This window comes from Marinobacter sp. GH_1 (genome assembly GCF_048595985.1).
GTDB lineage: Bacteria > Pseudomonadota > Gammaproteobacteria > Pseudomonadales > Oleiphilaceae > Marinobacter > Marinobacter shengliensis.
The window spans coordinates 194663-217768 of record NZ_CP184460.1 but is presented as its reverse complement, the minus strand read 5'-3'; the positions used below and the strand labels follow the sequence as shown (position 1 = coordinate 217768).

At 59.5% G+C, this 23106-nt stretch carries 22 protein-coding genes; 14 read left to right on the top strand and 8 right to left on the bottom strand.

Features of this window, described 5'->3' with window-relative positions; genetic code table 11:
* The first annotated feature begins 23 nt into the window (after positions 1–23).
* Both ACNSOI_RS00965 and ACNSOI_RS00960 read left to right on the top strand, forming a co-directional pair.
* Positions 24–1385: an alanine/glycine:cation symporter family protein gene (locus tag ACNSOI_RS00965; protein WP_152437057.1), complete on the top strand. Its 1362-nt coding sequence runs from the start codon at positions 24–26 to the stop codon at positions 1383–1385.
* 155 nt (positions 1386–1540) lie between these two features.
* Positions 1541–2194 (top strand): peroxiredoxin, encoded by a 654-nt coding sequence (locus tag ACNSOI_RS00960; protein WP_152437056.1) that lies wholly within the window; start codon positions 1541–1543, stop codon positions 2192–2194.
* Between the two features lie 86 nt (positions 2195–2280).
* Here the strand turns inward: ACNSOI_RS00960 and ACNSOI_RS00955 are convergent, their stop codons facing one another.
* The 3 genes from ACNSOI_RS00955 to ACNSOI_RS00945 form a co-directional block, all read right to left on the bottom strand.
* Positions 2281–3063, bottom strand: a complete 783-nt coding sequence (locus ACNSOI_RS00955) for a MetQ/NlpA family ABC transporter substrate-binding protein (RefSeq protein WP_058092814.1) — start codon at positions 3061–3063, stop codon at positions 2281–2283.
* 200 nt (positions 3064–3263) lie between these two features.
* On the bottom strand, positions 3264–3941 hold the full coding sequence (locus ACNSOI_RS00950) for a methionine ABC transporter permease (protein WP_058092815.1): 678 nt from the start codon (positions 3939–3941) through the stop codon (positions 3264–3266).
* Entirely contained in the window at positions 3941–4948 is a 1008-nt protein-coding gene (locus tag ACNSOI_RS00945; RefSeq protein WP_106694261.1) for a methionine ABC transporter ATP-binding protein, read from the bottom strand. The genes ACNSOI_RS00950 and ACNSOI_RS00945 overlap by 1 nt, the downstream gene beginning before the upstream one ends.
* 210 nt (positions 4949–5158) lie before the next feature.
* On the opposite strand from ACNSOI_RS00945, the gene ACNSOI_RS00940 reads away from it, so the two are divergent.
* Positions 5159–6583, top strand: a complete 1425-nt coding sequence (locus ACNSOI_RS00940; RefSeq protein WP_420194913.1) for an HDOD domain-containing protein — start codon at positions 5159–5161, stop codon at positions 6581–6583.
* Between the two features lie 27 nt (positions 6584–6610).
* Here the strand turns inward: ACNSOI_RS00940 and ACNSOI_RS00935 are convergent, their stop codons facing one another.
* Positions 6611–7309 carry an anti-sigma factor gene (locus tag ACNSOI_RS00935; RefSeq protein ID WP_286253070.1) on the bottom strand — a complete coding sequence of 233 codons (699 nt, stop codon included), beginning with the start codon at positions 7307–7309 and terminating at the stop codon, positions 6611–6613.
* Positions 7306–7863, bottom strand: coding sequence for a sigma-70 family RNA polymerase sigma factor (locus ACNSOI_RS00930; RefSeq protein WP_138437296.1), 558 nt, complete (start codon positions 7861–7863; stop codon positions 7306–7308). Before ACNSOI_RS00930 ends, ACNSOI_RS00935 begins: the two co-directional genes overlap by 4 nt.
* Positions 7864–8033: 170 nt before the next feature.
* Here ACNSOI_RS00930 and ACNSOI_RS00925 point away from each other — a divergent pair, with 170 nt between their 5' ends.
* The 4 genes from ACNSOI_RS00925 to ACNSOI_RS00910 are packed head-to-tail and all read left to right on the top strand — an operon-like array spanning position 8034 to position 12121.
* Entirely contained in the window at positions 8034–9539 is a 1506-nt protein-coding gene (locus ACNSOI_RS00925; protein WP_286253067.1) for a DUF4331 domain-containing protein, read from the top strand.
* Between the two features lie 20 nt (positions 9540–9559).
* Positions 9560–9793 carry a hypothetical protein gene (locus ACNSOI_RS00920; RefSeq protein WP_286253066.1) on the top strand — a complete coding sequence of 78 codons (234 nt, stop codon included), beginning with the start codon at positions 9560–9562 and terminating at the stop codon, positions 9791–9793.
* Positions 9777–10994 (top strand): tetratricopeptide repeat protein, encoded by a 1218-nt coding sequence (locus tag ACNSOI_RS00915; RefSeq protein WP_420194912.1) that lies wholly within the window; start codon positions 9777–9779, stop codon positions 10992–10994. Before ACNSOI_RS00920 ends, ACNSOI_RS00915 begins: the two co-directional genes overlap by 17 nt.
* Positions 10991–12121, top strand: a complete 1131-nt coding sequence (locus tag ACNSOI_RS00910; RefSeq protein WP_106694255.1) for a HupE/UreJ family protein — start codon at positions 10991–10993, stop codon at positions 12119–12121. Before ACNSOI_RS00915 ends, ACNSOI_RS00910 begins: the two co-directional genes overlap by 4 nt.
* Before the next feature lie 48 nt (positions 12122–12169).
* Here the strand turns inward: ACNSOI_RS00910 and ACNSOI_RS00905 are convergent, their stop codons facing one another.
* Both ACNSOI_RS00905 and ACNSOI_RS00900 read right to left on the bottom strand, forming a co-directional pair.
* Positions 12170–12778, bottom strand: a complete 609-nt coding sequence (locus ACNSOI_RS00905; protein ID WP_058092818.1) for a hypothetical protein — start codon at positions 12776–12778, stop codon at positions 12170–12172.
* A gap of 142 nt (positions 12779–12920) precedes the next feature.
* Positions 12921–14408 carry an amidase gene (locus tag ACNSOI_RS00900; protein ID WP_286253063.1) on the bottom strand — a complete coding sequence of 496 codons (1488 nt, stop codon included), beginning with the start codon at positions 14406–14408 and terminating at the stop codon, positions 12921–12923.
* A 96-nt stretch (positions 14409–14504) separates the two neighbouring features.
* Between ACNSOI_RS00900 and ACNSOI_RS00895 the strand changes: the two genes are divergently transcribed.
* The gene (locus ACNSOI_RS00895; RefSeq protein ID WP_286253061.1) at positions 14505–15272 is read left to right on the top strand and encodes a sulfite exporter TauE/SafE family protein; all 768 of its coding nucleotides are present in this window, start codon (positions 14505–14507) and stop codon (positions 15270–15272) included.
* On the opposite strand, the gene ACNSOI_RS00890 is transcribed toward ACNSOI_RS00895, so the two are convergent.
* Positions 15269–17623 carry a GGDEF domain-containing protein gene (locus ACNSOI_RS00890; protein WP_420194911.1) on the bottom strand — a complete coding sequence of 785 codons (2355 nt, stop codon included), beginning with the start codon at positions 17621–17623 and terminating at the stop codon, positions 15269–15271. The genes ACNSOI_RS00895 and ACNSOI_RS00890 overlap by 4 nt on opposite strands.
* Before the next feature lie 155 nt (positions 17624–17778).
* Between ACNSOI_RS00890 and ACNSOI_RS00885 the strand changes: the two genes are divergently transcribed.
* From ACNSOI_RS00885 to ACNSOI_RS00860, 6 genes are all read left to right on the top strand, one after another.
* The gene (locus tag ACNSOI_RS00885; RefSeq protein WP_106694252.1) at positions 17779–18564 is read left to right on the top strand and encodes a MotA/TolQ/ExbB proton channel family protein; all 786 of its coding nucleotides are present in this window, start codon (positions 17779–17781) and stop codon (positions 18562–18564) included.
* The gene (locus ACNSOI_RS00880; RefSeq protein WP_420194910.1) at positions 18551–18946 is read left to right on the top strand and encodes an ExbD/TolR family protein; all 396 of its coding nucleotides are present in this window, start codon (positions 18551–18553) and stop codon (positions 18944–18946) included. The genes ACNSOI_RS00885 and ACNSOI_RS00880 overlap by 14 nt, the downstream gene beginning before the upstream one ends.
* On the top strand, positions 18943–19353 hold the full coding sequence (locus ACNSOI_RS00875; RefSeq protein WP_138437304.1) for an ExbD/TolR family protein: 411 nt from the start codon (positions 18943–18945) through the stop codon (positions 19351–19353). The genes ACNSOI_RS00880 and ACNSOI_RS00875 overlap by 4 nt, the downstream gene beginning before the upstream one ends.
* Positions 19350–20090: an energy transducer TonB gene (locus ACNSOI_RS00870; RefSeq protein WP_286253053.1), complete on the top strand. Its 741-nt coding sequence runs from the start codon at positions 19350–19352 to the stop codon at positions 20088–20090. The genes ACNSOI_RS00875 and ACNSOI_RS00870 overlap by 4 nt, the downstream gene beginning before the upstream one ends.
* Positions 20091–20386: 296 nt before the next feature.
* Positions 20387–21223 (top strand): formate/nitrite transporter family protein, encoded by an 837-nt coding sequence (locus ACNSOI_RS00865; RefSeq protein ID WP_058092825.1) that lies wholly within the window; start codon positions 20387–20389, stop codon positions 21221–21223.
* Complete coding sequence (locus ACNSOI_RS00860; RefSeq protein WP_286253050.1) at positions 21220–22950, top strand: bifunctional protein-serine/threonine kinase/phosphatase; 1731 nt, start codon at positions 21220–21222, stop codon at positions 22948–22950. The genes ACNSOI_RS00865 and ACNSOI_RS00860 overlap by 4 nt, the downstream gene beginning before the upstream one ends.
* Positions 22951–23106 lie beyond the last annotated feature (156 nt).

Genomic DNA, 23106 nt, shown 5'->3' with positions numbered 1-23106 from the left:
CGTGGTAAACAGTGGGAGAACCCATGGAAGCCATTTCTGATTTTGTAAGCCAAATCAATAGCCTGGTCTGGGGACCACCCATGCTGGTAATGATCCTCGGGGTCGGGCTGTTTCTCAGTATTGGCCTGAAGCTGATGCCGATCCTGAAACTGGGCGCCGGGTTCCGGCTGATGTGGAGCGGCCGTGCCCGCGGTGACGAGGACGACGGCGATATTCCGCCATTCCAGGCCCTGATGACCGCCCTGTCGGCCACCGTAGGCACCGGTAATATTGCCGGTGTTGCCACCGCCGTGTTCCTGGGTGGCCCCGGCGCCCTGTTCTGGATGTGGCTGACCGCCCTGGTGGGTATGGCCACCAAATACGGTGAGGCGGTACTGGCGGTGCGCTATCGTGAAGTGGACGAGCGCGGCGCCCATGTCGGTGGCCCCATGTATTACATCCGCAATGGCCTGGGTAAGAAATGGGCCTGGCTTGGTGTCCTGTTTGCGGTGTTTGCGTCCATCGCGGCCTTTGGCATCGGCAACACGGTGCAGGCCAACTCGGTGGCAGATGTGTTGTCTGCCAACTTCGGCCTGCCCCACTGGATCACCGGCGTGCTGCTGATGATTATGGTGGGACTGGTGCTGATTGGCGGTATCAAGCGCATTGGCCAGGTAGCCAGTGCCCTGGTGCCGTTCATGGCAGTCTCCTATGTGCTGGTGGGCCTGATTGTTCTGGCCATCAACGCCAGTGAGATTCCGGCAGCCGTGAGCATGGTGTTCAGCTACGCCTTCAGCCCGGCCGCAGCCGAGGGTGGCTTTGCCGGCGCCGCCGTCTGGGCTGCTATCCGCTTTGGTGTCGCCCGCGGTATCTTTTCCAACGAAGCGGGCCTGGGTTCCGCACCCATCGCCCACGCTGCCGCCCAGACCAAGAACCCGGTCAAACAGGGCATGGTGGCGATGCTCGGTACCTTCATCGATACCATCATCGTGTGCAGCATCACCGGCCTGGTGATTATCACCTCCGGCGCCTGGACTTCGGGTGAAACCGGTGCGGCCCTCACCTCCCTGGCCTTCGAGACCGGTCTGCCCGGCTTCGGCAACTACGTGGTAGCGATTGCCCTGGCGATTTTCGCCTTCACCACGATCATTGGCTGGTCATTCTATGGTGAACGCTGCATCGAGTTCCTGTTCGGTGTAAAGGCCATCGTGCCGTATCGGGTGTTGTGGATTGTCGCCATCCCCGTGGGTGCCACCATCAACCTGGGCTTTATCTGGCTGGTGGCCGACACCCTCAACGCCATGATGGCGCTGCCCAACCTGATTGCCCTGCTGTTACTCAGCCCGGTGGTGTTCAAGCTCACCCGGGAACACTTTGAGAAGCAGAAGGCCCTGGGGGTGAAATAAACAGTCGGTATGTCTGGTGCTCATAAGGATGTGAGCACACCGTTGATTGTTCCGGATCAAGTCCCCCTTGCATTCGGCACATCCATCGCCACAGTGGTTAACGTACACAAAAAATAACACCGTGTTTGCCAACAACCTGTCTGAGGAGAACGACTATGAGTTTGCGTCTTGGAGACACTGCACCGGATTTTGAACAGGATTCCAGCGAAGGCACCATTCGATTCTATGACTGGCTTGGCGACAGCTGGGGGGTTCTGTTCTCGCACCCGGCCGACTTCACACCGGTATGCACCACGGAACTGGGCCTGACCGCCAAACTGAAAGACGAATTCGCCAAACGTGGCGTCAAGGCCATTGCCCTGAGTGTCGATCCAGTCGACTCCCACGAGGAATGGATCAAGGATATCAACGAAACCCAGGGCTGCACCGTCAACTTCCCGATCATTGCCGACCACGACAGCAAGGTCGCCAAGCTGTACGACATGATCCATCCGAATGCCGACAGCACCCTGACCGTGCGTTCGCTGTTTATCATTGATCCGAACAAGAAGGTGCGCCTGATCATTACCTACCCGGCATCCACCGGTCGTAACTTCAACGAAGTGTTGCGAGTTATCGATTCCCTGCAACTGACCGATGACCACAAGGTGGCCACGCCCGGCAACTGGGAGAAAGGCGGCGATGTGGTGATTGTGCCGTCGCTGCAGGACGAAGATGAGATCAAACAGCGCTTCCCGAAGGGCTACAAGGCGGTGAAATCCTATCTGCGGATGACCCCGGACCCGTCGTCCAACTGGAGCGGTGATTGATTAGAGCCTTGCCGTAGAATATTGCACTCAATAAAAAGCCGGGCAGCTCACACTGCCCGGCTTTTTCATTCCTGGGTACCCCGATGTCAGAATGCGGGAACCACGGCACCTTCGTATTTTTCTTTGATGAACTCGCGAACCGCGTCTGATTTCAGCGCGTTGGCCAGTTTCTGCATGGCGTCGCTGTCCTTGTTGTCCGGGCGGGCAACCAGGATGTTCACGTAAGGGGACTCGGCACCTTCGATCACCATGGCATCTTCAGACGGGTTCAGGCCAGCTTCCAGCGCGTAGTTGGTGTTGATCAGGGCCATGTCGACCTGGTTCAGGATACGCGGCAGGGTAGCGGCTTCCAGTTCGCGGAAGTTAAGGCGCTTGGGGTTGTCGGCAATGTCACGAGGTGTGGCGGTGATCTTGCTTTCGTCTTTCAGGGTGATCAGGCCAGCTTCCTGAAGCAGCAACAGGGCGCGGCCGCCGTTGGTGGGGTCGTTGGGGATGGCCACTACGGCGCGGTCTTTCAGTTCGTCGAGGGAGCTGATTTTGCTGGAGTAGGCGCCGAAGGGTTCAACGTGGATACCGGCAACGGTGACCAGATTGGTGCCACGGCCGCTGTTGAATTCGTCGAGGTACGGCTGGTGCTGGAAGAAGTTGGCGTCCATGCGCTTCTGATCAACCTGGATGTTGGGCTGTACGTAGTCGGTGAAGACTTTCACATCCAGCTCGACACCTTGCTCGGCCAGTGCCGGCTTGACGAATTCCAGCAGCTCAGCATGCGGGACCGGAGTGGCGGCTACGGACAGTTTCTCTGCAACAGCAGCAGAGGAGAAAGTTGCTACGGCAGCGATGGCTACCAGAGTTTTCTTCAGATTCATTATTGCGTTCTCCTGTGGAGCATCGTGTTTAACTTTGGTTTACGGCACGCAGCTGGGAGGCTCCTTCCGAAAAACGCCCGTGAATACGTCCATGTAGGGCTCCGTCGCGCCATCCCTGGCGCTCCAGGTTTTCGGAAGGAGCCTCCCAGCAGCCTGCCTATACCGGACTTTGGAATTGCCTGCCCGGCTCAATCACGGTCTTACTTTCTGCTGAAATAAAGCACCAGACGGTCACCGACCATCTGGAGTACCTGTACGAAAATCACCAGCAACGCGACAGTGATCACCATCACGTCGGTCTGGAAACGCTGGTAACCGAAGCGGATGGCCAGGTCGCCCAGGCCGCCGCCACCGATGACGCCAGACATGGCCGCGTAGGAGACCAGGGTGATGGCGGTCACGGTAATACCGGCGATGATGCCCGGAAGCGCTTCCGGCAGCAAGGCGCCGAAGATGATCTGGCGCACGTTAGCACCCATCGCCTGGGTGGCTTCGATGATGCCGCGGTCGACTTCCCGCAGGGAGGTTTCCACCAGGCGGGCGAAGAAGGGGGCACCGCCGGCGACCAGTGGCGGAATGGCGCCGGCCACGCCCAGGGAGGTGCCGATGAGCAGTACGGTGAACGGGATCATCACGATCAACAGGATGATGAAGGGCACGGAACGCAGTACGTTGACCACGAACGACAACACCGCGTAGGCCACCGGTTGTTCCAACAGCTGGCGTTTGCCGAACAGGAACAGTAATACGCCAATGGGCAGGCCGATCAGTACGCTGAACAGCAGGGACATGCCCACCATCACCAGGGTGTCCCAGCTGGCCCAGCCGATTTCCAGCCAGTCGACGTTGCCCATGAGGGTTTCCATCAAAGCTTCCATCAGCGCACTACCTCCACGTGAACGTCGGCGGCTTCCAGCGCCTGCATGGCGACGTCGAGATCACCGCCCACCAGTGACAGGGTCAGCTGGCCGTAGGGGGTGTCTTTGATGTGATCGATCCGGCCGGAGAGGATGCTGAAGTCTACGCCGGATTCCCTTGCCACGCTGCCCAACAGGGGTTTGTAGGTGGATTCGCCCTTGAAGGTCAGGCGCAGGATGCGGCCTTCGGCTTTTTGCAGGTCTTCCTGGAGTTCGTTGCGGTCGATGTTTTCGCTTTCGAACACAAAATCCCGGGTGGTGGGGTGCTGGGGGTGCAGGAACACCTCGCTCACAGGGCCCATTTCCACGACGCGACCGGCGTCCATTACGGCCACCCGGTCGCACACCCGGCGCACCACGTCCATTTCGTGGGTGATCAAGACAATGGTCAGGCCCAGTTCTTTGTTGATGTCACCCAGCAGTTTCAGGACCGACTGTGTGGTTTGCGGGTCCAGTGCGCTGGTGGCTTCGTCGCACAGCAGAATGGTGGGGCGGCAGGCCAGGGCGCGGGCGATACCAACGCGTTGTTTCTGGCCGCCAGACAGCTGAGACGGATACTTGTCGGCGTGGTCGGTCAGGCTCACCCGGGCCAGCAGTTCCTGTACCCGCTCCCGTATCTCGGTTTTGCTGTAGATGCCCGCCAGCTTCATCGGAAACGCGATGTTGTCTGCCACGGTTTTGGACGACAGCAGGTTGAAGTGCTGGAAGATCATGCCCACTTTGCGGCGGAAGGCTCGCAGCTCCGCAGAGTTGTACCGGGTAATGTCTTCGTCGTCGATCAGGATGCGGCCGCCGGTGGGCGGTTCCAGCAGGTTGATCAGCCGCACGAGGGTGGACTTACCCGCGCCGGAATGGCCGACGATGCCGAATACCTCGCCGGTTTCAATGGTCATACTGGTGGGGTGCAGCGCGGGGATCGCCCGGCCGGCCACCTGGTATGACTTCTGTACCTGGTCAAATACAATCACGATCAGTGCCTTGGTCTTTGCCTTTGGAGTGCGTAGGGCGCGCAGCCGAAAACCGGCGATTATAGCCTATTCGATGACCAAACCCGAATCCGGGCGGTGTGTAGTTGCCCTTACACAAAAAGCTACCTGACACACCGGCCTGCCCTCAGCTAAACTGCTATTTGAAAAGAACATTAATAAACCTCCACCTATCCGAGGCGCGCCGTACCTGTGACTACACCGTCCGAGAATACGCCCTCAAGGATGAATTCCACCCAGGCATGGGTTTCCTACCTCAGCAAGGTAGAGCTGCCGGTATTGGCCAACACCCTCCGGCAGATCAACGAACTGACCGACAGCCGCAACAGCACAGTGAACGAACTGGCGAATGTGATTCTGAATGATGCCCAGTTGACGTCCCAGGTGCTTCGACTTTCCAACACGGTGTTCTACAACCAGACCCGCACCCAGGTGAGCACGGTCAGCCGTGCCATCACGTTGATCGGTTTCGATGCCGTGAAATCCATGGCGATTTCATCGCTGATTGTCGACACTCTGCTCAAACGCAACGACCGGCCACACCTGTTGCGTTGCCTTGCCCGCGCTATTCACGCAGCCGTTCAGGCCCGGTGCTTGATGCCCAAACGCACAGAGCATGCTCTAGAGGAGGTGTTTATCGGGGCCTTGCTGATGAACATCGGTGAGCTGGCATTCTGGTCCTGCGAAACCGATCAGGCGACCGAGCTGGAAGAGCGCCTGCGGTTGGACGAACCGCCTGTGGAGGCACAGAAGGCCGTGCTGCACACCACCTTTACCGAGATCACCCGGGGCCTGGTGGAAGCCTGGTCTTTAGGGCCGTTTATCCGTGAAGTGGTGGCGCCCGGCAAAGCCAATTCCCTGGCTAGCAGCCTGGTGCGCAACACCGTGGAAATGGCCACGGTGTCCGAGCATGGCTGGAGCGGGCCAGAGATGGACAAGGTGCTGGAACGTTTGTCGGCAGATGTTGGAGAAAGCCCCGCCGCCATCCGGGACCAACTGAAGGTCAACGCCCAGGAAGCCACCAAAGTAGCCGTGTCTCTGGGCATTCCGCAGGTCACGGCGTTGCTGCCCGGCAATCAGGAGAGCGCCGCCGGACACGGCGCCGAAGCCCCGGTTATGGACCCCGCCCTACAGTTGCAGATCCTTCGGGATCTGACCCATACACTGGCAGAAAAACCCGATATCAACGAAGTGTGCCAGCTGGTGATCGAAGGCATTCACCGGGCCATTGGAATGCAACGGGTAGCCCTGCTGATGAGTGACCGCACCGGACAAGACCTGATTCCCAGAAAGGTAGGCGGTCGTGGTACCGAAGAGTGGCGCGAACACCTGATTATCCACAAGGATGGCACCGGGCCACTAGGAGAGCTTTTACCCCATGGCACTTGTGCCATCTACAAACCCGGCAAACAGGCGGGCGGTGTTCCCTATGACCGCTGGCTGGGCAAGGTGCCGGCCCTGGTAGGCTCGCTTACCGCCAAGGGCCGACTGGTGGGCCTGTTCTATGCCGATAATGCGGCGGCGGGCTATGTGCCGTCGGAACAGCAGCTGGCAGCCTTTGCCCACTTTATCCAGAACGCACAATTGTGCCTCACGCTGCTAACCACCAACCACTGATCAGCCGAGAGGCGGCTCGACCCTGTTTCACATCTCGTAAAGCCGGGTGATATGCAGGACCGGGCCGGTCGGTACGCCCGTGGGAGAGCCGCCTCTCGGCTCCAGGCTGATGGCCAGCGTGCGGCTGCTGGCCAGCAGCCTGCGGGCATCCTCAGACAGCGTCACCTCGTATACTCCTCCCACGGCCATAATGCCCAACGACAAGGGGCTACCGTCACCCGGCACTACCCATAACTCGTAATCTCTGCCCTGTTCTGCGTCGACGGCGGCCACGGGTCTCAGCCTCAATCGGTTACTTCCCGCTTCGCTGACCAGCCATAGCGGATCGCTCACGTCAGCCTGCACCACTGCGCCGGTTAACTGGACATCACGGCCTGTGCCCGTCTGGTGAGGAGAAACCACAATCACTGCCAGAACCAAGGCAGCCGCGCTTGCCAGCAAGCTCCAGCTCGGCCAGAGCCAACGCATGCGCGGGCGTTCCTGGGTAGATTCTCCGGCAGTGGGCCAGAGTCGCTGTTCTATGTTCGCCCAGACCGACGGGGCTGGACTGACCGACGGCACCGCCCGAGTCAGTTGGCCAAGCCTTTCTTCCCAGAACCAGACCTCCTGCCGAACCTGCACCGATTGCATCATCCAGCGCTCGAAGCGCTGCCTCGCCCGCCCGGTTAGCGAACCCAACACATACTCTGCGGCGAGACTTTCAACACGTTCCGGCGTTTTTTTCATCGTTCCAGGCACCTCTTCAGCGCCATCAGGCCGCGCCTTATCCAGCTCTTCACAGTGCCGACAGGCGAGCTCAAGGCCTGAGCCAGCTCATCGTGGGTCAGGCCCCGGTAGTAGGACAGCAGAATGGTGTCTCGCTGGGTATCGCTCAACTCTTCCAGGCACCCTGTCAGCGCTGTTGCTCCAGCTTGCTGTAGCCGGGTCTCCAGTGGCCCCCAGCGTCCGTCTTCCAGATGTTTCAACATGTCGTCACCAGCACTTCTCAGAGGTCGGCGTGCCCGGATGAGATCAAGAGTTCGGTATCTGGCAATGGTCAACATCCAGCCCAGGGGTGCACCTCTATCGCCGTGATACTCGCCCGCGTTGTGCCAGATCTGAACAAAGGCATCCTGCAAGGCTTCTTCCGCGAGATCCTGTTGGCCTGAGAGCTTGTAACACAGCCCGAACATGCGAGCCGAGACTCGCTGGTACAGCTGTCGAAAAGCCTCCCGATCATGCTGTGCCACTGCCAACAACAGGTTCAACAATTCTTTTTGTTCTGACTCATCAACCGTCATGTTCTGCCCCGTGTCCTCCAATGCTCCTGAACAGTTACGGGGCGGGTGCCGCGAAAGTTGCAAGACCGCTCGTTGAAAATCACATCTTTTATTTTGCGCCGGAGTGCATCTTTTCACCGGTGGCACCCGTTACCCCTTTGCATTACCAACCATCGATGAGGAAGCACGGAATGAACACATTAATAAAACGCTCCGGCCTCGCAGTTGCGGTTGCCGGTTTGTGCCTGGCCGCCGGATCCGGACACGCGTCCAGCCACAGAGAAGCCCCATTCATCACCGAGATACCGAAAGTGGACGGAACCGATTTCTATATGTTCCGCAGTTATGAATCTGGCCGGGAAGGTTTCGTCACATTGATCGCAAACTACCTTCCACTGCAGGATGCCTATGGCGGGCCCAACTACTTCGATCTTGATGAAGACGCCATCTACGAGATTCACATCGACAACACCGGGAACGCGCAGGAAGACATCACCTTCCGTTTCTCATTCCAGGATGTGAAGCAGGATCTCAAAATCGATGTGAACGGAGAAATGGTCTCCATCCCTCTGAAAACTGGCGCACCGGTTGGTCCCGGCGCCATGGATGACGCCATGAACGGCGCTATTCAGGTTCGCCAGACCTATACCGTGGATGTCATTCGAGGTGATCGGCGCACCGGCGTATCACAGCCCGTCACCGGTGACGGAGGCAGCCCCACCTTCAGCAAGCCACTGGATAACATCGGCAGTAAAACCATTGCGGATTATCCTGCCTATGCCCAGAGCCATGTATACACTGCCAATATTCCGGGCTGCGGCACCGGCCGGGTGTTTGCCGGCCAGCGGGCCGAAGCCTTTGCCGTCAACCTCGGCGAAGTCTTCGATCTGATCAACCTGTCGCCCGAGGATGTCACCGGCGCGAACGGCGGGGATCTTGGTCTGAATATTCTGGAAGGCAAGAACGTGACGTCGCTTGCTCTTGAGGTGCCGATCGAGTGTGTTGCCTCGGCCAATGATCCGGTCATCGGTGCCTGGACTACAGCCAGCCTTCGCCAGGCACGAGTGATCAATCCGCGACCTGTCGCCTTCGAAGAAGGTGATGCAGGCAAGGGTGCGACCGTTGAAGGTGGCGCATTCACCCAGGTGTCGCGCCTCGGTTCCCCGCTGGTCAATGAAGTCGTGATTGGCCTTCGGGATAAGGATCTCTTCAATGCCAGCGAGCCGAAAGACGATGCGTCTAACTTCGCACCCTATGTACTGACTCCCACCTTACCAGTGCTGATCGAGAGCCTGTTCGGTGTGCAGGCGCCCGACGCCTATCCACGCACCGATCTGGTTTGGGCCTTCCTCAATGGTGTACCAGACCTGACACGCCCCGGCGGCACGCCAACCCTGGGTGAAATGCTTCGGCTGAACACCAGCATTGAGGCCGCCAGCAGCGACGTCACCATGCAGGATGATCTGGGCGTCATCGCCGGAGACGTTACCGGCTTCCCGAATGGCCGCCGGCCTGTGGATGATGTGGTGGACATTGCCTTGCGCGTGGTGATGGGCGTCCTGCTCGATGAGGAATCGGCACCTGCTGGTCAGATCGAATACACCGACGGAGCAGTGGTTGATCGGGATCTTCTGCTGAGCGGCTTCCCGTACCTGGGCCATCCGTTCTCTGGCTCCCCGAATCCACAGCGTAACTGAAGCGACAAAAGGAGGTTTCCATGAAACCCATACTCAAGATCGCGGCGCTGTTGGTGTTTGGTCTGGCACTGACAGGCTGTTCTGACAGCTCCAACAACCGGGGCCAGGACCTGAAAATCTCGGTGGATTTCACCACGTTCGTCCAGAACGAGATACAGCGCACGGCGGATGATCGCGAACCGGTCAACATCAATAACCTGGAGTTCAGCTTCAATGATCAAGATAACGAACAGGCGTTTGACAACCTGTTCTGATCGCGGTTTGCTCTGCCACCAGCGTGCCAGGCACGGCGCGCTGGTGGCTCTTGCGCCTGCCCTGAAGGGCGGAGCCTTTTCAGCCATCCTGACCGGGATGGCCGTTTTTGGCTCCGCCGCCTGGGCAGCACCCGCCGATATCAGAACCGACTTTGGTGACACCGACATTCTGGTCACCCTGCCACAACCCGCGCTAACCCAAGCCCCGCTGCCCGACAACGCAGCGGAACTGGCAGACACCATACAGCAGCAGATCCTCCAGGCCAGACGGGATGGCGACCCAAGATACCTGGGTTATGCCAGCGGCTTGCTCTCGCAATGGCCCGAGGACCGACTGACCGACCGACTGCGAGTTCTTCGAGCCACGGTTCGGCAAAGCCTGCATCAATTTGACGATGCACGGGCCGACCTGCAAACCGTCATTAACACCGCCAATGACCCAACTCAGAAGCGACAGGCCCAACTGACGCTGGCAAACCTTGAGTTGGTACAGGGCCGCTATGAACAGGCGGCCGTACAATGTCACGCTTTGATTGAATCCTCGCCGGGGCTGGTTGCCCACAGTTGTCAGGCACAAGTTCAGGGCCGAACCGGGCAACCACAAGCGGCATATCAACAGCTTCTTGATCGTACCCGCGCAGAACAGCGGCACAACAGCTCGGCAAGACTCTGGGCGGAGGGGACGCTTGCAGACCTCGCAGCCCAGCTCGGCGATGCCCGTGCCCGCGACCACTGGCGGTTCATTCTCAGCCAGCAGCCAGACGATCTGTACACCCGCGCCCGGCTGGCCGACTGGTTTCTGGACAACAACCAACCAGAGAACACCCTGCCTTTGACAGAAGGCTATGAGCACGTGGACTCCCTGGCAGTTGTCCAGGCGATTGCCATGCTGCAAACCAATCATCCTCAAGCCAATGCCGTGATCACTCGCCTGAGAGAGCGGTTTTCCGAAGCTCGCTGGCGGGGGAGCCTTCTGCATGAACGAGATCTGGCACGGTTCCAACTTGATGTGGAAGGACAACCACAGCAAGCGCTTAGTCATGCATTGGCCAACTGGCAAGATCAACGGGAGCCGGAGGACACCAGGCTGGTATTACGCGCCAGCATTGCGGCCGGCGAAGAAGAACCCGCCAACACGGTTCGCAACTGGCTGAACCAACACCGGCAAACCGACAGCCGCTTCCCGGAGACCGACTCATGAACCGATTCCTTCTTCCTGGGTTACTGTTCGTTGCGATGCTGGCAGCAAGCTCATCGCCGGCCTGGGCCCACAAGGCCAGCGATGCCTTTATCTACCTTGACCTTGACCAGTCGACCGTCCGGGTGGACCTCGCCCTCAGGGACCTTGCCCTGGAGGTGCCCCTCGACCGCAATGCCGACCGGAGGGTCAGTGGTGCCGAGCTAAGAGCAGCCCGAGGAGAAATTACCCGCTACCTGGAGGAGGGTCTGCTCCTGGCCAATCACAGCGGCAGCTGCGCCCTGCAGGGTGAGCAGTGGGGGCTATCCACCCACAGCGATGGCCCTTACGCGGCGGCTTTGTATCAGGTCTCATGCCCAAACGGACAAGTACCGGAATCCATTACCTATACACTGCTGTTTGATCGCGACCCCCTGCACAGGGGGCTTGTCAGCCTGACCTACGAAGGCCAGGAGACGCTTGCCGTTATTGGCCCCGATGACCCAACGCTAGCCTTGGCAGCAACCAGCTTCGGTAGTGGTCGCTTATTCGGCACGTTTCTCTATGAAGGCGTCGTTCACTTGCTGATAGGGCTTGATCACATTCTCTTCCTGCTGGTGTTGATGCTGCCAGCCACGATTCGACGACGGGAAACTACTGGGACCCGACATACTTCGGTTCACGCCGGTCTGAGACCGAGGCTGCTTGAACTGGTCGGCATCGTCACCGCTTTTACTGTGGCCCATTCCATTACCCTTGGACTTTCAGCACTCGGTGTGGTGCGCCTGCCCATTGCCTGGGTAGAGACCATTATTGCGTTGTCCGTTGCGCTGGCCGCCCTGAACGTCATCTGGCCGATACTGGGCCGGAAAACCTGGAAGCTGGCCTTCGGCTTCGGTCTTATTCACGGGTTTGGTTTTGCCAGTGTGCTGGGCGATCTGACCACCGGCGTCTCTCAAATGGCGGTGGCGCTGGCCGGGTTCAATCTTGGCGTGGAACTGGGGCAGGTTGCGCTGGTGCTGGTGGTTTTCCCATTGCTGTACCTCGCCGCCCGCTCGCGTTTCTACGAACGGGCCGCCGTGCCAGCCATGCTCGTGGCAGTCGGCGCCCTGAGCCTGTATTGGGTGGTGGAACGGATCGCCGAAATATAGAACCTATCCGGCCGGGGCCGTGGCGCCCGGCCGGCCTTTATCACGGGATCAGTGCAACGCCCGCATCTGCCGCGGGTAGAGCGCCGCGCTGACCTCGGGTTCTTCCAGCAAATCCGCCAGCTCGCGGTCGATATCGGTTTCCTCGCCTTCGTCTGGCAAAGGTTCGAACAGGGTGCTCAACCAGGCAGCCACGCTTGGCGCGCTGTCTCTGTCGTAGTCGGTGGACAGCGCTTTGATCCGGCGAAAGCCGATAATGCGCTGATGTTTGGGATCGCGGATTTGTTCAAAGCCCCGCCAATAGATTCTGTCTCGGGTGTGCAGCTGCACAAACAGGGTGTCGATGGGGCCGTTATCATCATCGGCACTGTCTTCATCCTCTGCCTGGGCCTGGGATGTTTCGGCATCGGTCGGTTTTCGACGGATGGTGGTCCAGGCCGGGTAGAGTACCGCTACGGCGTCGGCTTCCACATGTTCGCGGGCCGCCCGCAGAATCAGACCCCAGCGGGCCTTGTCGGCATCGGTTTCCAGAGAGTTGATGGGCAGGTCGTAGCTCTGCTCACTGGACAGAACTATGGCCATCATCGGGGCGTCCAGTTCCCCCATGGCTTCGGCCTGTGCTACGGATACCAGATCGTCGATTGCCATCGATTGGTTCATAAGATGCTCGCCTCCTCGATGCCATCAGGGTAGTCAGGGAATCAGATCCCTGTGTTACAGCATAGCCTGTTCCACCAGTAAAGATAAACGTGGAGTTTGCCGGCGCGGATCACAACCCCGCACGGGAGTTTGTGTCACCGCGTCAGAATGCGTTTTCCAGGCGTTCGTAATTGGCGAACCAGGGGTTTGCTTCCTCAAGCTGGGCGGCCAGCTGCAACAGTCGATCCTCGCGGCCATGGGCGGCGCCGAACTGGACGCCTACCGGCAAACCATCGCGGGTCCAGTGCATGGGTACCGACATCGCCGGCGTGCCGGTCAGGTTCGCAAGCTGGGTAAAGGGCGTTCGGGCCAGGCTTTCCAGCGCCATCTGGTCCACCTGGCCGCTACGATGGACCAGCTTGCCCGCTTTCAGGGTTAGCATCAGCCTGGCGATCAGTTTGAGGTGGGCCGGCGTATCCATTTCACCGATCCTGGCCGGCAACTGGCCGGTGGTCGGGGACAGGTACAGGTCAAAACGCTCGAAGAATGCACCCAGAGCACGGGCAAAGTCATTCCATTGCTGCCGGCGGCGAACATAATCCGGCAACGGCATAGTACGCCCCAACATACCCAGTAACCGGGTCTCCAGCTCAAAATCCTTGTCCTCTGCACCGAACTGCTCGCGGGCCCTGTCCATCATTGAGGACACTTCACCGAAGTAAAGGGCCAGGTAGCACCGTGCCAGGGCCATGCCGTCAAATTCCGGCCGGGCATATTCAACATGATGCCCAAGGCCTTCCAGCATACGGGCGGTTTCTTCGACGGCGGCCACACACTCCGGCGCTACCTCGGTGTCGTAAGGAGAAGAGGTAAACACACCAATCCTCAGCCGCCCCGGCGATTGCTGCATCAGGTCCAGCCAGGAACCCTCCGGTTCCGGAATTCGGAAGGGGTCGCCACTGGCTGCACCGGCCAACACATCCAGCATGCTGGCGCTGTCTCTCACCGTCCGGGACACCACATGGTCGGTCGAAGCGCCGGTCCAGGCCTCTCCGGCGTGGGGCCCTACAGAGATCCGGCCGCGGGATGGCTTTAGTCCAAACAACCCGTTGTAAGCCGCCGGAATGCGGATGGACCCACCGCCATCGTTGGCTCCGGCCATGGGAACAACACCGGCGGCTACCGCGGCACCGGAGCCACCACTGGAGCCCCCGGGCGTCAGTTCTGTGTTCCAGGGGTTGCGGCTCGGGCCCCAAAGAGCAGACTCGGTGACGGCCTTGAGGCCGAACTCCGGCGTTGCCGTGCGACCGATAAACACCAAGCCGGCCTTACGGGCACGTTGTACGAACTGTGAGTCCCGGCTCGGAATATTCTTTCGCATGGCCCGGCTGCCGTAGGTGCAAGGTTGCCCGGCCTGTTCCTGGGCCAGGTCTTTCAGCAGCAGGGGTACACCAGAAAACGGCCCATCAGACACCGGCGCCTGCCCCATGGCATCCGAGTACTGGGGGTGGCAAATGGCGTTCAAGGCCCCATTGACATGATTGGCTCGCTCCACCGCCGCATCGGTTACTTCTCGGGGCGTCACATCACCCCGGCGGATCAGATCAGCCAGCGCTGTTGCGTCGTATCTCAGATAGTCGGACTGGTTCATGGGCCACCCTGTTTGTTGTTATTTACCCGCCCCCACTGGACTTTCGGGGCATAAACCGGAAACTCAGGAGCTTACGCCAATCCCAAAGTGAGTTCCATGGACCTGACCCTGTTTCCAGAGGCCATTAGCCCGGGCGTCGCTCTTTTCCTGCTATTAGCCTCGGCGATAACCTCAATGCTGACCGCTGTGCTCGGTGCCGGTGGTGGCGTTCTGCTGCTAGTGTTGATGGCATCCTGGATGCCACCGGCGGCGATTATTCCGGTGCATGGCATGATTCAGCTTGGCTCCAATACCGGCCGGGCAGTGCTGACCCGGCACCACATCGACTGGAAGGTTATTGCTGCCTTCACGCCCGGCGTAATCTCAGGGGCGGCGCTTGGCGCCTGGCTGTTGGTTGATTTACCCGCGCACCTCTGGCAGCTATCCATCGCTCTGTTCGTGCTGTATCTGTGTTGGGGGCCGAAACTGCCAAAAGCGTCGTTCGGGCCCGTTGGCATTTTTTTAGCTTCCGCCGTCACCAGTTTTGTCAGCCTGTTCGTGGGCGCCACGGGCCCCCTGGTCGCCGCCTTTATCAAGCAGATTCACCGGGATCGCTTTAAAACCGTGGCCACCTTCGCCGCTGCCATGACCTTGCAACATGCGCCCAAAGCGCTGGTCTTCGGGGTTGCCGGATTCGTGTTCTCGGACTGGCTGCTGTTCATTCTCGCCATGATTGCCTGCGGCTTCACCGGCACCTGGCTGGGGCTGCACGTTTTGAAATCCATGACCAACCGGTGGTTCAGCCTCGCCTTCAACCTGGTACTGACACTGCTGGCGCTGCGCCTGCTGTGGCAAGCGGCGGAGTCCGCCGGCTGGTTGGCCTAAAGTCCCGTGTCGTCAGGCGGGGCGGGCACTGAGACCACCGCATTGCGCCCCCGAGATTTGGCGATATAGCACCCTTCATCCGCCCGTGCCATGACCTCCCTCGGGCCGCTGTCGCCAGCAGACACCGGTGTGAGCCCAATGCTTACAGTGACACCGAAAGAACGGCCATCGTGCTGGACTTTCAGTGCCTCGACCCGGCTGCGCAGGTTTTCTGCCAGGGCTTCGGCCCGGTCCAGACCACATCCGGGCAACAGAACCGCAAATTCATCACCACCCAATCGTGCGACGGTATCCGATTGGCGAACCGCGCTCTGGAACAGATCCGCCAGGCGTTTCAACAGGTCGTCGCCCACCAGGTGGCCGCCCTGGTCATTGACCGGTTTGAAATGATCCAGATCGATCATCATCAAGACAGCGGGCGTCGCCTGGTGTGGCGCCTCAGCCAGCGCTTTCAGCAACGCGGCAGTGAAAGCCCTGCGGTTCACCAGTTGGGTCAGCGCATCGTGGGTAGCCTCCCAGGAGAGTCGTTCTTCTTCCCGACGCCGTTCGCTGTCGTCCCTCAGCACAAAGACCAGGCGTTCCTCATGCTCACCCCTGCGCAAGTGCAACATGGTGAGATCAATGTCGAAGACCTGACCCTGCGAGTTTTCCAGAGTAACGTACCGGTTATCGATTTCCTCGCCTTCCTGAAACTCCTCCGGCTCCATCTTGTGGTTGTCATAACGAAAGGTCACGGTCTCGAAGAAGTTCTCACCAATGCAATCATCGCCCAACGCAAGAAATTCGCCGGCCGCGTCGTTGGCGTACCGGATCAGGCCTGCCTTGTCGACCATCAGAACGCCTTCCTGCAACACATCCAGGATCGAGTCGGCCCTGTGCTGCTCTTCCCGGAGCGCCTGCTCAAAACGCATTTCACGGGTGATATCCCGCACAATCGTGATGGTGCCAAGCGCCTGGTCTGGCAGTTCAATGACCGAGGTCATGGTATCTACCCAGACATACCCCGGTGAACGGGTGGTCCGCAACCGCAGGCGTCCGCGATAAAACCTGCGGCGGGTCAATGCCCGGCGCCAGCCCGCCAATGCTGTGTCGCGATCTTCAACGGCCACTTTCGAGATAAGGTAGCGCTGGGTAACCTGTTCAGCCGTTTCACCGAGAATGTTCAACAGCGCCGGGTTAACAAATTCAATCCGGCCGAGAATATTGGAGTGGACAATGCCAATGGGGGCATCCTGGGTCAGAGAACGGAAGAATGCCTCCCGCTCCGCCAATGATCGCAGAATCTCGTCGCGCTCATGGCGGACCATGTTGAAAACCCGGGCTACATTCCGGATTTCCCGCCCTCCCATTTCCGAGACCGGCATCTGGCGCTCACCGGTATGGCGCTGATAGATCTGGACGCTCAGATCGCGCAGTGGCCGCAACAAACGGTGGAAGAACCAGAATCCCAGGGGGACCAAAACGACCAGTACTGACAGCAGTGTCCAGCTGAAAGCATCGCGCATACGATTGACCGACGCGAAGGCATCCGTCTCGGGCCAGACCGCCGCCACAAACCAAGGCACCTGGGCCATTTGCCCATAGGCAGTGATGGTCGGCATTTGCTGCTCAGACTCATCGCGAAGTGTACCTTCAAAGCCCTCCATGGCACGTACAATAGAGCTCTGCCGGGCATCCACCGGCACCATAACCCGACCGTCTCGGCCATCAGCCAGTACCACCCCCTGCCGGGTTATCAGGCGCAGATAGCCTGCATCCCCCACACGAATCCCGGAGATATCGCTCATGAAGTTGTCACCATCGAGCAGAATCAACCCGCCAATCATGCCGGTGAAACGTTTACGGTGATCAAAAAGTGGTGCAGCCAGCATTACGCCTGGCCGCCCCTCAAGAGCGGTAACGTACGGTTCACTGATAATCGGCACTAGCTGGCTGGAAACGGCTTTGAAGTATGGCCGTTCCGAGGCATTGAAGCTGGGGACCAGATAATCAAGGGGATTGGCGGCCAGTAGCTCACCCTCGGCATCCATTATAAACAGAGCATCAAACAGCCTGAGCAGCGAGGCCTGCTGACGCAACATCACTCGCGCCCGATTCTGGAGCAGGGCTTCCGAGGCCGGGATTTCACTGGCAACGTGAGAGAGAACATCACGCCGCAGGGCAAGTTTCTGGTCGAGGTCACGAGTCACCATTCCGACAATCATTTCAACTTGGCGGTGCGCCTGATATTCCAGCTCTGACCGGCTCAGCGTAGAACCAATACTGGCCACCACAACCGCGGTCACCAACACAAAAGCCACTACCAGGGCAACTGCCCGATTCGCCAGACTCGCAAACCACAACTTTATCAAATAACCAGCCTCATACTGTCCAAATCGTACGCACCGCATTCTACGAACTTTATGAAAGTGTAGCAAAGACAGGTTTTTCCAATCAGATTCCCGCTTGTAATTTCAGTGATAATCGTTATTATTTAGATCTATTTTCATTTTCCGAGCGATTCTGTATGGATTCCATCAGCCCTGCATCCGCCGCACTGGCCCAGCACGGCCCCCTTGCCCAACTGATCGACATGGGCGGACCGGTGATGATTGTGCTCATCGCCATTGCCGTTATTGGCCTCGTCACCTTCGTTTATCTGATGCTTTTCGGCGCCTTGTACGCACCCCGATACACCCGCAAGCTGAAGCACCTTATCCAGCAGTGGCAGTCCTCCCCGGCAGATACCCGGCCCGAAAAGGTGCGGGAGCAGGCAGGCTTTTTGGGCCGTTGTAATCCTCTGATGCATTTGATGGTGAATACCATGTCGGCCTGCAAAGGCACCGCAAACACCACAGCGGTTCGGGAGACCGCCGTGCGGGATGCCCAACACGCTCTGGAACCCTTTGAAGCGCCGCTCAAGATCATTGAAGTGATCGCAGCCCTGGCGCCACTGCTTGGCCTTCTGGGCACGGTTATGGGCATGATGGAAGCCTTCAGCGCCATGGCCGCAACCGATGGTCGTGCCAATGCCAGCCAGCTCAGTGGCGGTATCTACGAAGCGCTGACCACCACTGCCGCAGGCCTGGTCATTGCCATTCCATTTGCGGCACTGGCGGCGTGGGTGGAGTTTCGCCTGCGACGCATTCACAAAGTGATCAACAGCACCCTGGTAAGCGTGTTCAACGTGCTGCCTGCCACTGAGCCGCAGCCTGTTACCGGGCAATCCGCAGTTGCTGCGGAGCAGGCCGCTCAAGCCAGCCACAGCTACGACACCGCAGACAACCCGCGTTTTGCCCATGCAGCTGGTTGAGCCCCGACCAAACAGGCCCATACCGATCCGGATTACACCACTAATTGATGTGGTGTTTATCCTTCTGGTGTTTTTCATGCTCACCACCAGGCTGTTACCTGTGGATTACCTGGAACTGGGCAACGACACCAGCCAGCGCGGCACCACCGCAGGCGACCCCCGCCCGGAACTCCGGGTAGAGGTAGATGGCCGCATCCTTTGGCAGAACACCCGCTACAGCCTGCAGGAGCTGGTGCCGGCCCTGACCGCCGCCGGCGTTTCCGAAGCGAACCTCGAGACGGCTCCGGAGGCCAGCCTGGCCAGCTTTACCCGCACGCTGAGCACGCTGGATAACGCCGGCATCACCCCCCACTGGAAACGTAGCGGCACACCCGAATCATGACCGAACTGGTTCCACCCCCCGCCACCTCCGGAAAAGGTCTGCTGGAACGTGTTGAAGATGCGTTGCTGCCGCTGATCAATCTGGTGTTCCTGTTGTTGATGTTCTTTATTGTTGCCGGCCAGCTCACTGAAGACCCATTACCGGAACTGCCGGGAAGCTCGCAGCTAAAAGAAGAGCGCGCTCCAGAGGCAGATCTGATGGTCAAGGCCGATGGCAGCTGGACAGTGGGTGGAGAAACGGTCAGCCGGGACCGACTGCTGGCAAGTTTGCCCGAACCTGAAGATCAGGCGTCTTTGCGCATTGCCGCCGACCAAAGCCTCACCATGGCGGACCTGGAAGACCTGCTGGGTGTTCTGGAAGCCGGCGGTTACACCGATGTGCTGCTACTGACGGAGCCTGGGGCATGACAACCGCAGGCCGGGGACCGAAAACTCTGATTCTGACCGCCGCCATTGTGGCGACGGTAGCCACACTGGCGCTGATGGCACCAGACAAACCCATGGAACTTCCGGTGCTGGGCGACAGCGCTGTCAACACCGCTCCGGCCATCCGGATCAGCCTTGCGGGCCGACAATCGCCAGAACCGGAACAGGAACCTGTGACCGAACCTGAACCCACCCCGGAACCAGAGCCGATACCGGAACCTGAACCCGAGCCAGAACCAGAGCCCGAGCCCGAACCAGAGCCCGAACCAGAGCCCGAACCGGCTCCGAAGCCAGAGCCCGTTCCTGAGCCAGTCAGCGAGCCCAGCACACCAGCGCCCACGGATTCAGCGGCTGTAGAAGAAGCGGGGGAGGAAGCAGATGCCGAAAACAGCCAGGATGCGATACCCCTCCAGAACGCAGGAAATTCCAGCGAGGTCGACAGCTACCTGAGCAAGCTCAGCCGCCACCTCGCCCGTTATTACGAATACCCCCGGCGGGCCCGCCGCCTCGGGCAGGAAGGTACCCCGGTGATCGTCTTCGAATTTGCCCGTGACGGCACGCTGGTCAGCCATTCGCTGCGGGACAGCTCCGGGCATCAACTGCTTGATGACTCAGCCATGCAGATGCTGGCCCAGGCAGCGCCCCTACCCAAGGTTCCGGACTCCATGCGCGGCCAGACGTTTACCTACGCGCTGCCCGTTCGCTTCAGCTTGCGCTGAACCCGCACCACAGAAGCGCAGATCGCACTGAGCCGGTGCAGGCCAGCAAACACCGCCCCGGGCACACAGCCCGCTGTCCTTTTATTACTTACTGAATTAAAAGCCTTTTCCCCGAAAAGCCCAGAGCTGGCACGGTGCCTGCTGAGTCCTGGTCAGCAGATCGAATTTGTCTGCCCAAACAGCAATCTTTCAGACGACGGCGTCTGCTCATGCCTGCCATTCACGGCAGCCCATGGGCGTCGTCGTTTTTTTTCGCCCACGGAAAAGCGGGCAAAGAAGGAACCAGGGGATAACCTATGTCTTACATCATGCCTTCGGAATTTGTCACCAAAATGGTGGACACCGGTGAATCAAAAATCTACATGGCTACCCGGGATGTACTGATCCGAGCGTTCATGGCTGGCGCCATTCTGTCCCTGGCAGCGGTATTCGCGGTCACCGTTGCCGTTCAGACAGGCAGCCCACTGATCGGCGCCATGCTGTTCCCGGTTGGCTTCTGCATGCTTTACCTCATGGGCTTTGACCTGCTCACCGGGGTGTTCATGCTCACCCCCCTGGCCCTGCTGGACAAACGCCCGGGGGTGGATACCCGCGGCATTCTTCGCAACTGGGGCTGGGTATTCCTTGGCAACTTTGCCGGCGCTTTAACCGTCGCTGTCATCATGGCCTTTGTCTTCACCTACGGCTTTAATACCGAACCCGGCGTGGTCGGCGACCGCATTGCCGCGATCGGCAAGGAGCGCACTCTGGGTTACGCGGAACACGGCGTGGCCGGCTGGTTTACCATTTTTCTGCGGGGCGTACTCTGCAACTGGATGGTATCTATGGGCGTGGTCGGGGCGATGATCTCAACCACGGTACAGGGCAAGGTGCTGGCCATGTGGATGCCGATCATGCTGTTCTTCTACATGGGCTTTGAGCATTCCATCGTCAACATGTTCCTGTTCCCTTTTGCCCTGCTGATGGGCGGCGAGTTCGGCATCATGGACTACTTCGTCTGGAACGAAATTCCCACCGTACTGGGCAACCTGGTCGGAGGCCTGTCGTTCACCGGCCTGACTCTCTATGCCACTCATGTGCGCACGGCGCCCAAGCGCACCCTGCCGGAACGCTTTAACACCAATGCGGTATGACCTCACAGCTCGCGGTCTCTACCGGCCAGCACACTGACCCGGGGCCCAAGCCGGTCAACCAGGATTTCCATGGACTGATGATCCCGGGCGACCATCAGCTGGGCACCAAGGGTATCGCGGTGGCAATTGCCGATGGCATCAGCTCCAGTAACGTCAGCCAGATTGCCAGCGAATCTGCCGTCGCCGGTTTTCTGAACGACTATTACGCGACACCAGACAGCTGGTCCGTAAAACAGTCGGCCCAACGGGTGCTTCGGGCCACCAACGCCTGGCTGCACGCCCAAACTCGACAAAGCCGCTACCGCTATGATCAGGACAGGGGCTACGTCTGCACTCTCAGTGTACTGGTGCTGAAATCGGCGACGGCCCATGTGTTCCATATTGGCGATGCCCGCATCTATCGGCTGCAGGGTAACTCGCTGGAACAGCTAACCACCGATCACCGGGTATGGTTGTCGCAGGAAGACAGCTGCCTGAACCGGGCCATGGGGCTGAGCCAGCAAGTCGACATCGACTACCTGGCGGTGCCGGTATGGCTCGGTGATACATTTTTGCTGGCGACTGACGGCGTCTATGAACATCTGTCCGAGCGTGACATGGCCGGCTTTATCCAGGCGGCCGGTGAAGATCTGGACTCCGCCGCCCGAACGCTGGTCGAGCGAGCCCTTGCCGCTGGCAGCAACGATAACCTGAGCGTGCAGCTTGTTCGTGTAGATTCCGTTGCCGCCGGAAAGAGCAGCGCCGAATTCGCCCGGGATGTTCAGCAGTTGCCGTTCGCCCGGGAACTGGCATCGGGGCAGGTACTGGATGGCTACCGTATTGTGCGGCCGATTCACGCCAGCAGCCGCAGCCAGGTCTACCTGGCCATCGATGAAGCCAGCCATCAGCATGTCGCCCTGAAAGTCCCAGCCATGGAACTGCGCGAAAACCCGGCGGGGCTGGAGCAATTTGCCACCGAGCAATGGGTAGCCCAGCGCATCGACAGCCCTCACGTAGTGAAAGCGTTTGCGCCGGAACGCCCTCGCAGCTGCCTGTACCTGGCCACCGAGTACGTTCAGGGAATCAGCCTGCGGCAATGGCTTCTGGACCACCCGGCGCCGGCACTGGAAACCGTGCGTCAATTGGTGGAGCAGATTGCCCGCGGGCTGCGGGCGTTTCACCGGTTGGAAATGGTGCACCAGGACCTGAAACCGGAGAATATCCTGATCAACGGCGAGGGCACCGTGGTGCTCATCGACTTCGGCGCCACCCGCATCGCTGGCCTGCAGGAACTCCATGACCACGATGAGCCCACCTGGCCCCGTGGCGCCGCGCTTTACAGCGCTCCGGAAGCCTTTCTCGGCGAAACCACCGGCTGGCAGGCGGACCAGTTTTCCCTGGGCGTAATCGCCTATCAGATGCTGACCGGCCAGCTACCCTACGGCACCCGCGTGCCGGGTATTCGCAATCACCGCCAGTTACGCCAGCTCAGCTACCATCCTGCTCGCCTACACCGGGAGGACCTTCCCGGCTGGATTGACCATGCCCTGGCCCGGGCGTTGCACCCGGAATCCCACAAACGCTACCCGGCGCTGTCGGAATTTCTGTTCGACCTGCGCCAACCGAATCCGCAGTGGCAGCAGCATCACCAGAAACCCTTGATGGAGCGCCACCCGGTGGCCTTCTGGCAGGGAATGTCTGCGCTGTTGTTACTCGCCTTACTTGCGTCCTTCGCCTGGCGCCCCTGATCGGGCAACTTTTTGCCCGGCCAGCAAAAGCTCGCCCAGAGGCCAAGCAAGGGTTTGCTCACCACCAACTTCGGCTTCGCCGAATATTACATAAATATCTGTATTTTATATATTTTTTAGAGTTGGCACAGCGCTTGTAACCAGTAAGCGCGTCCA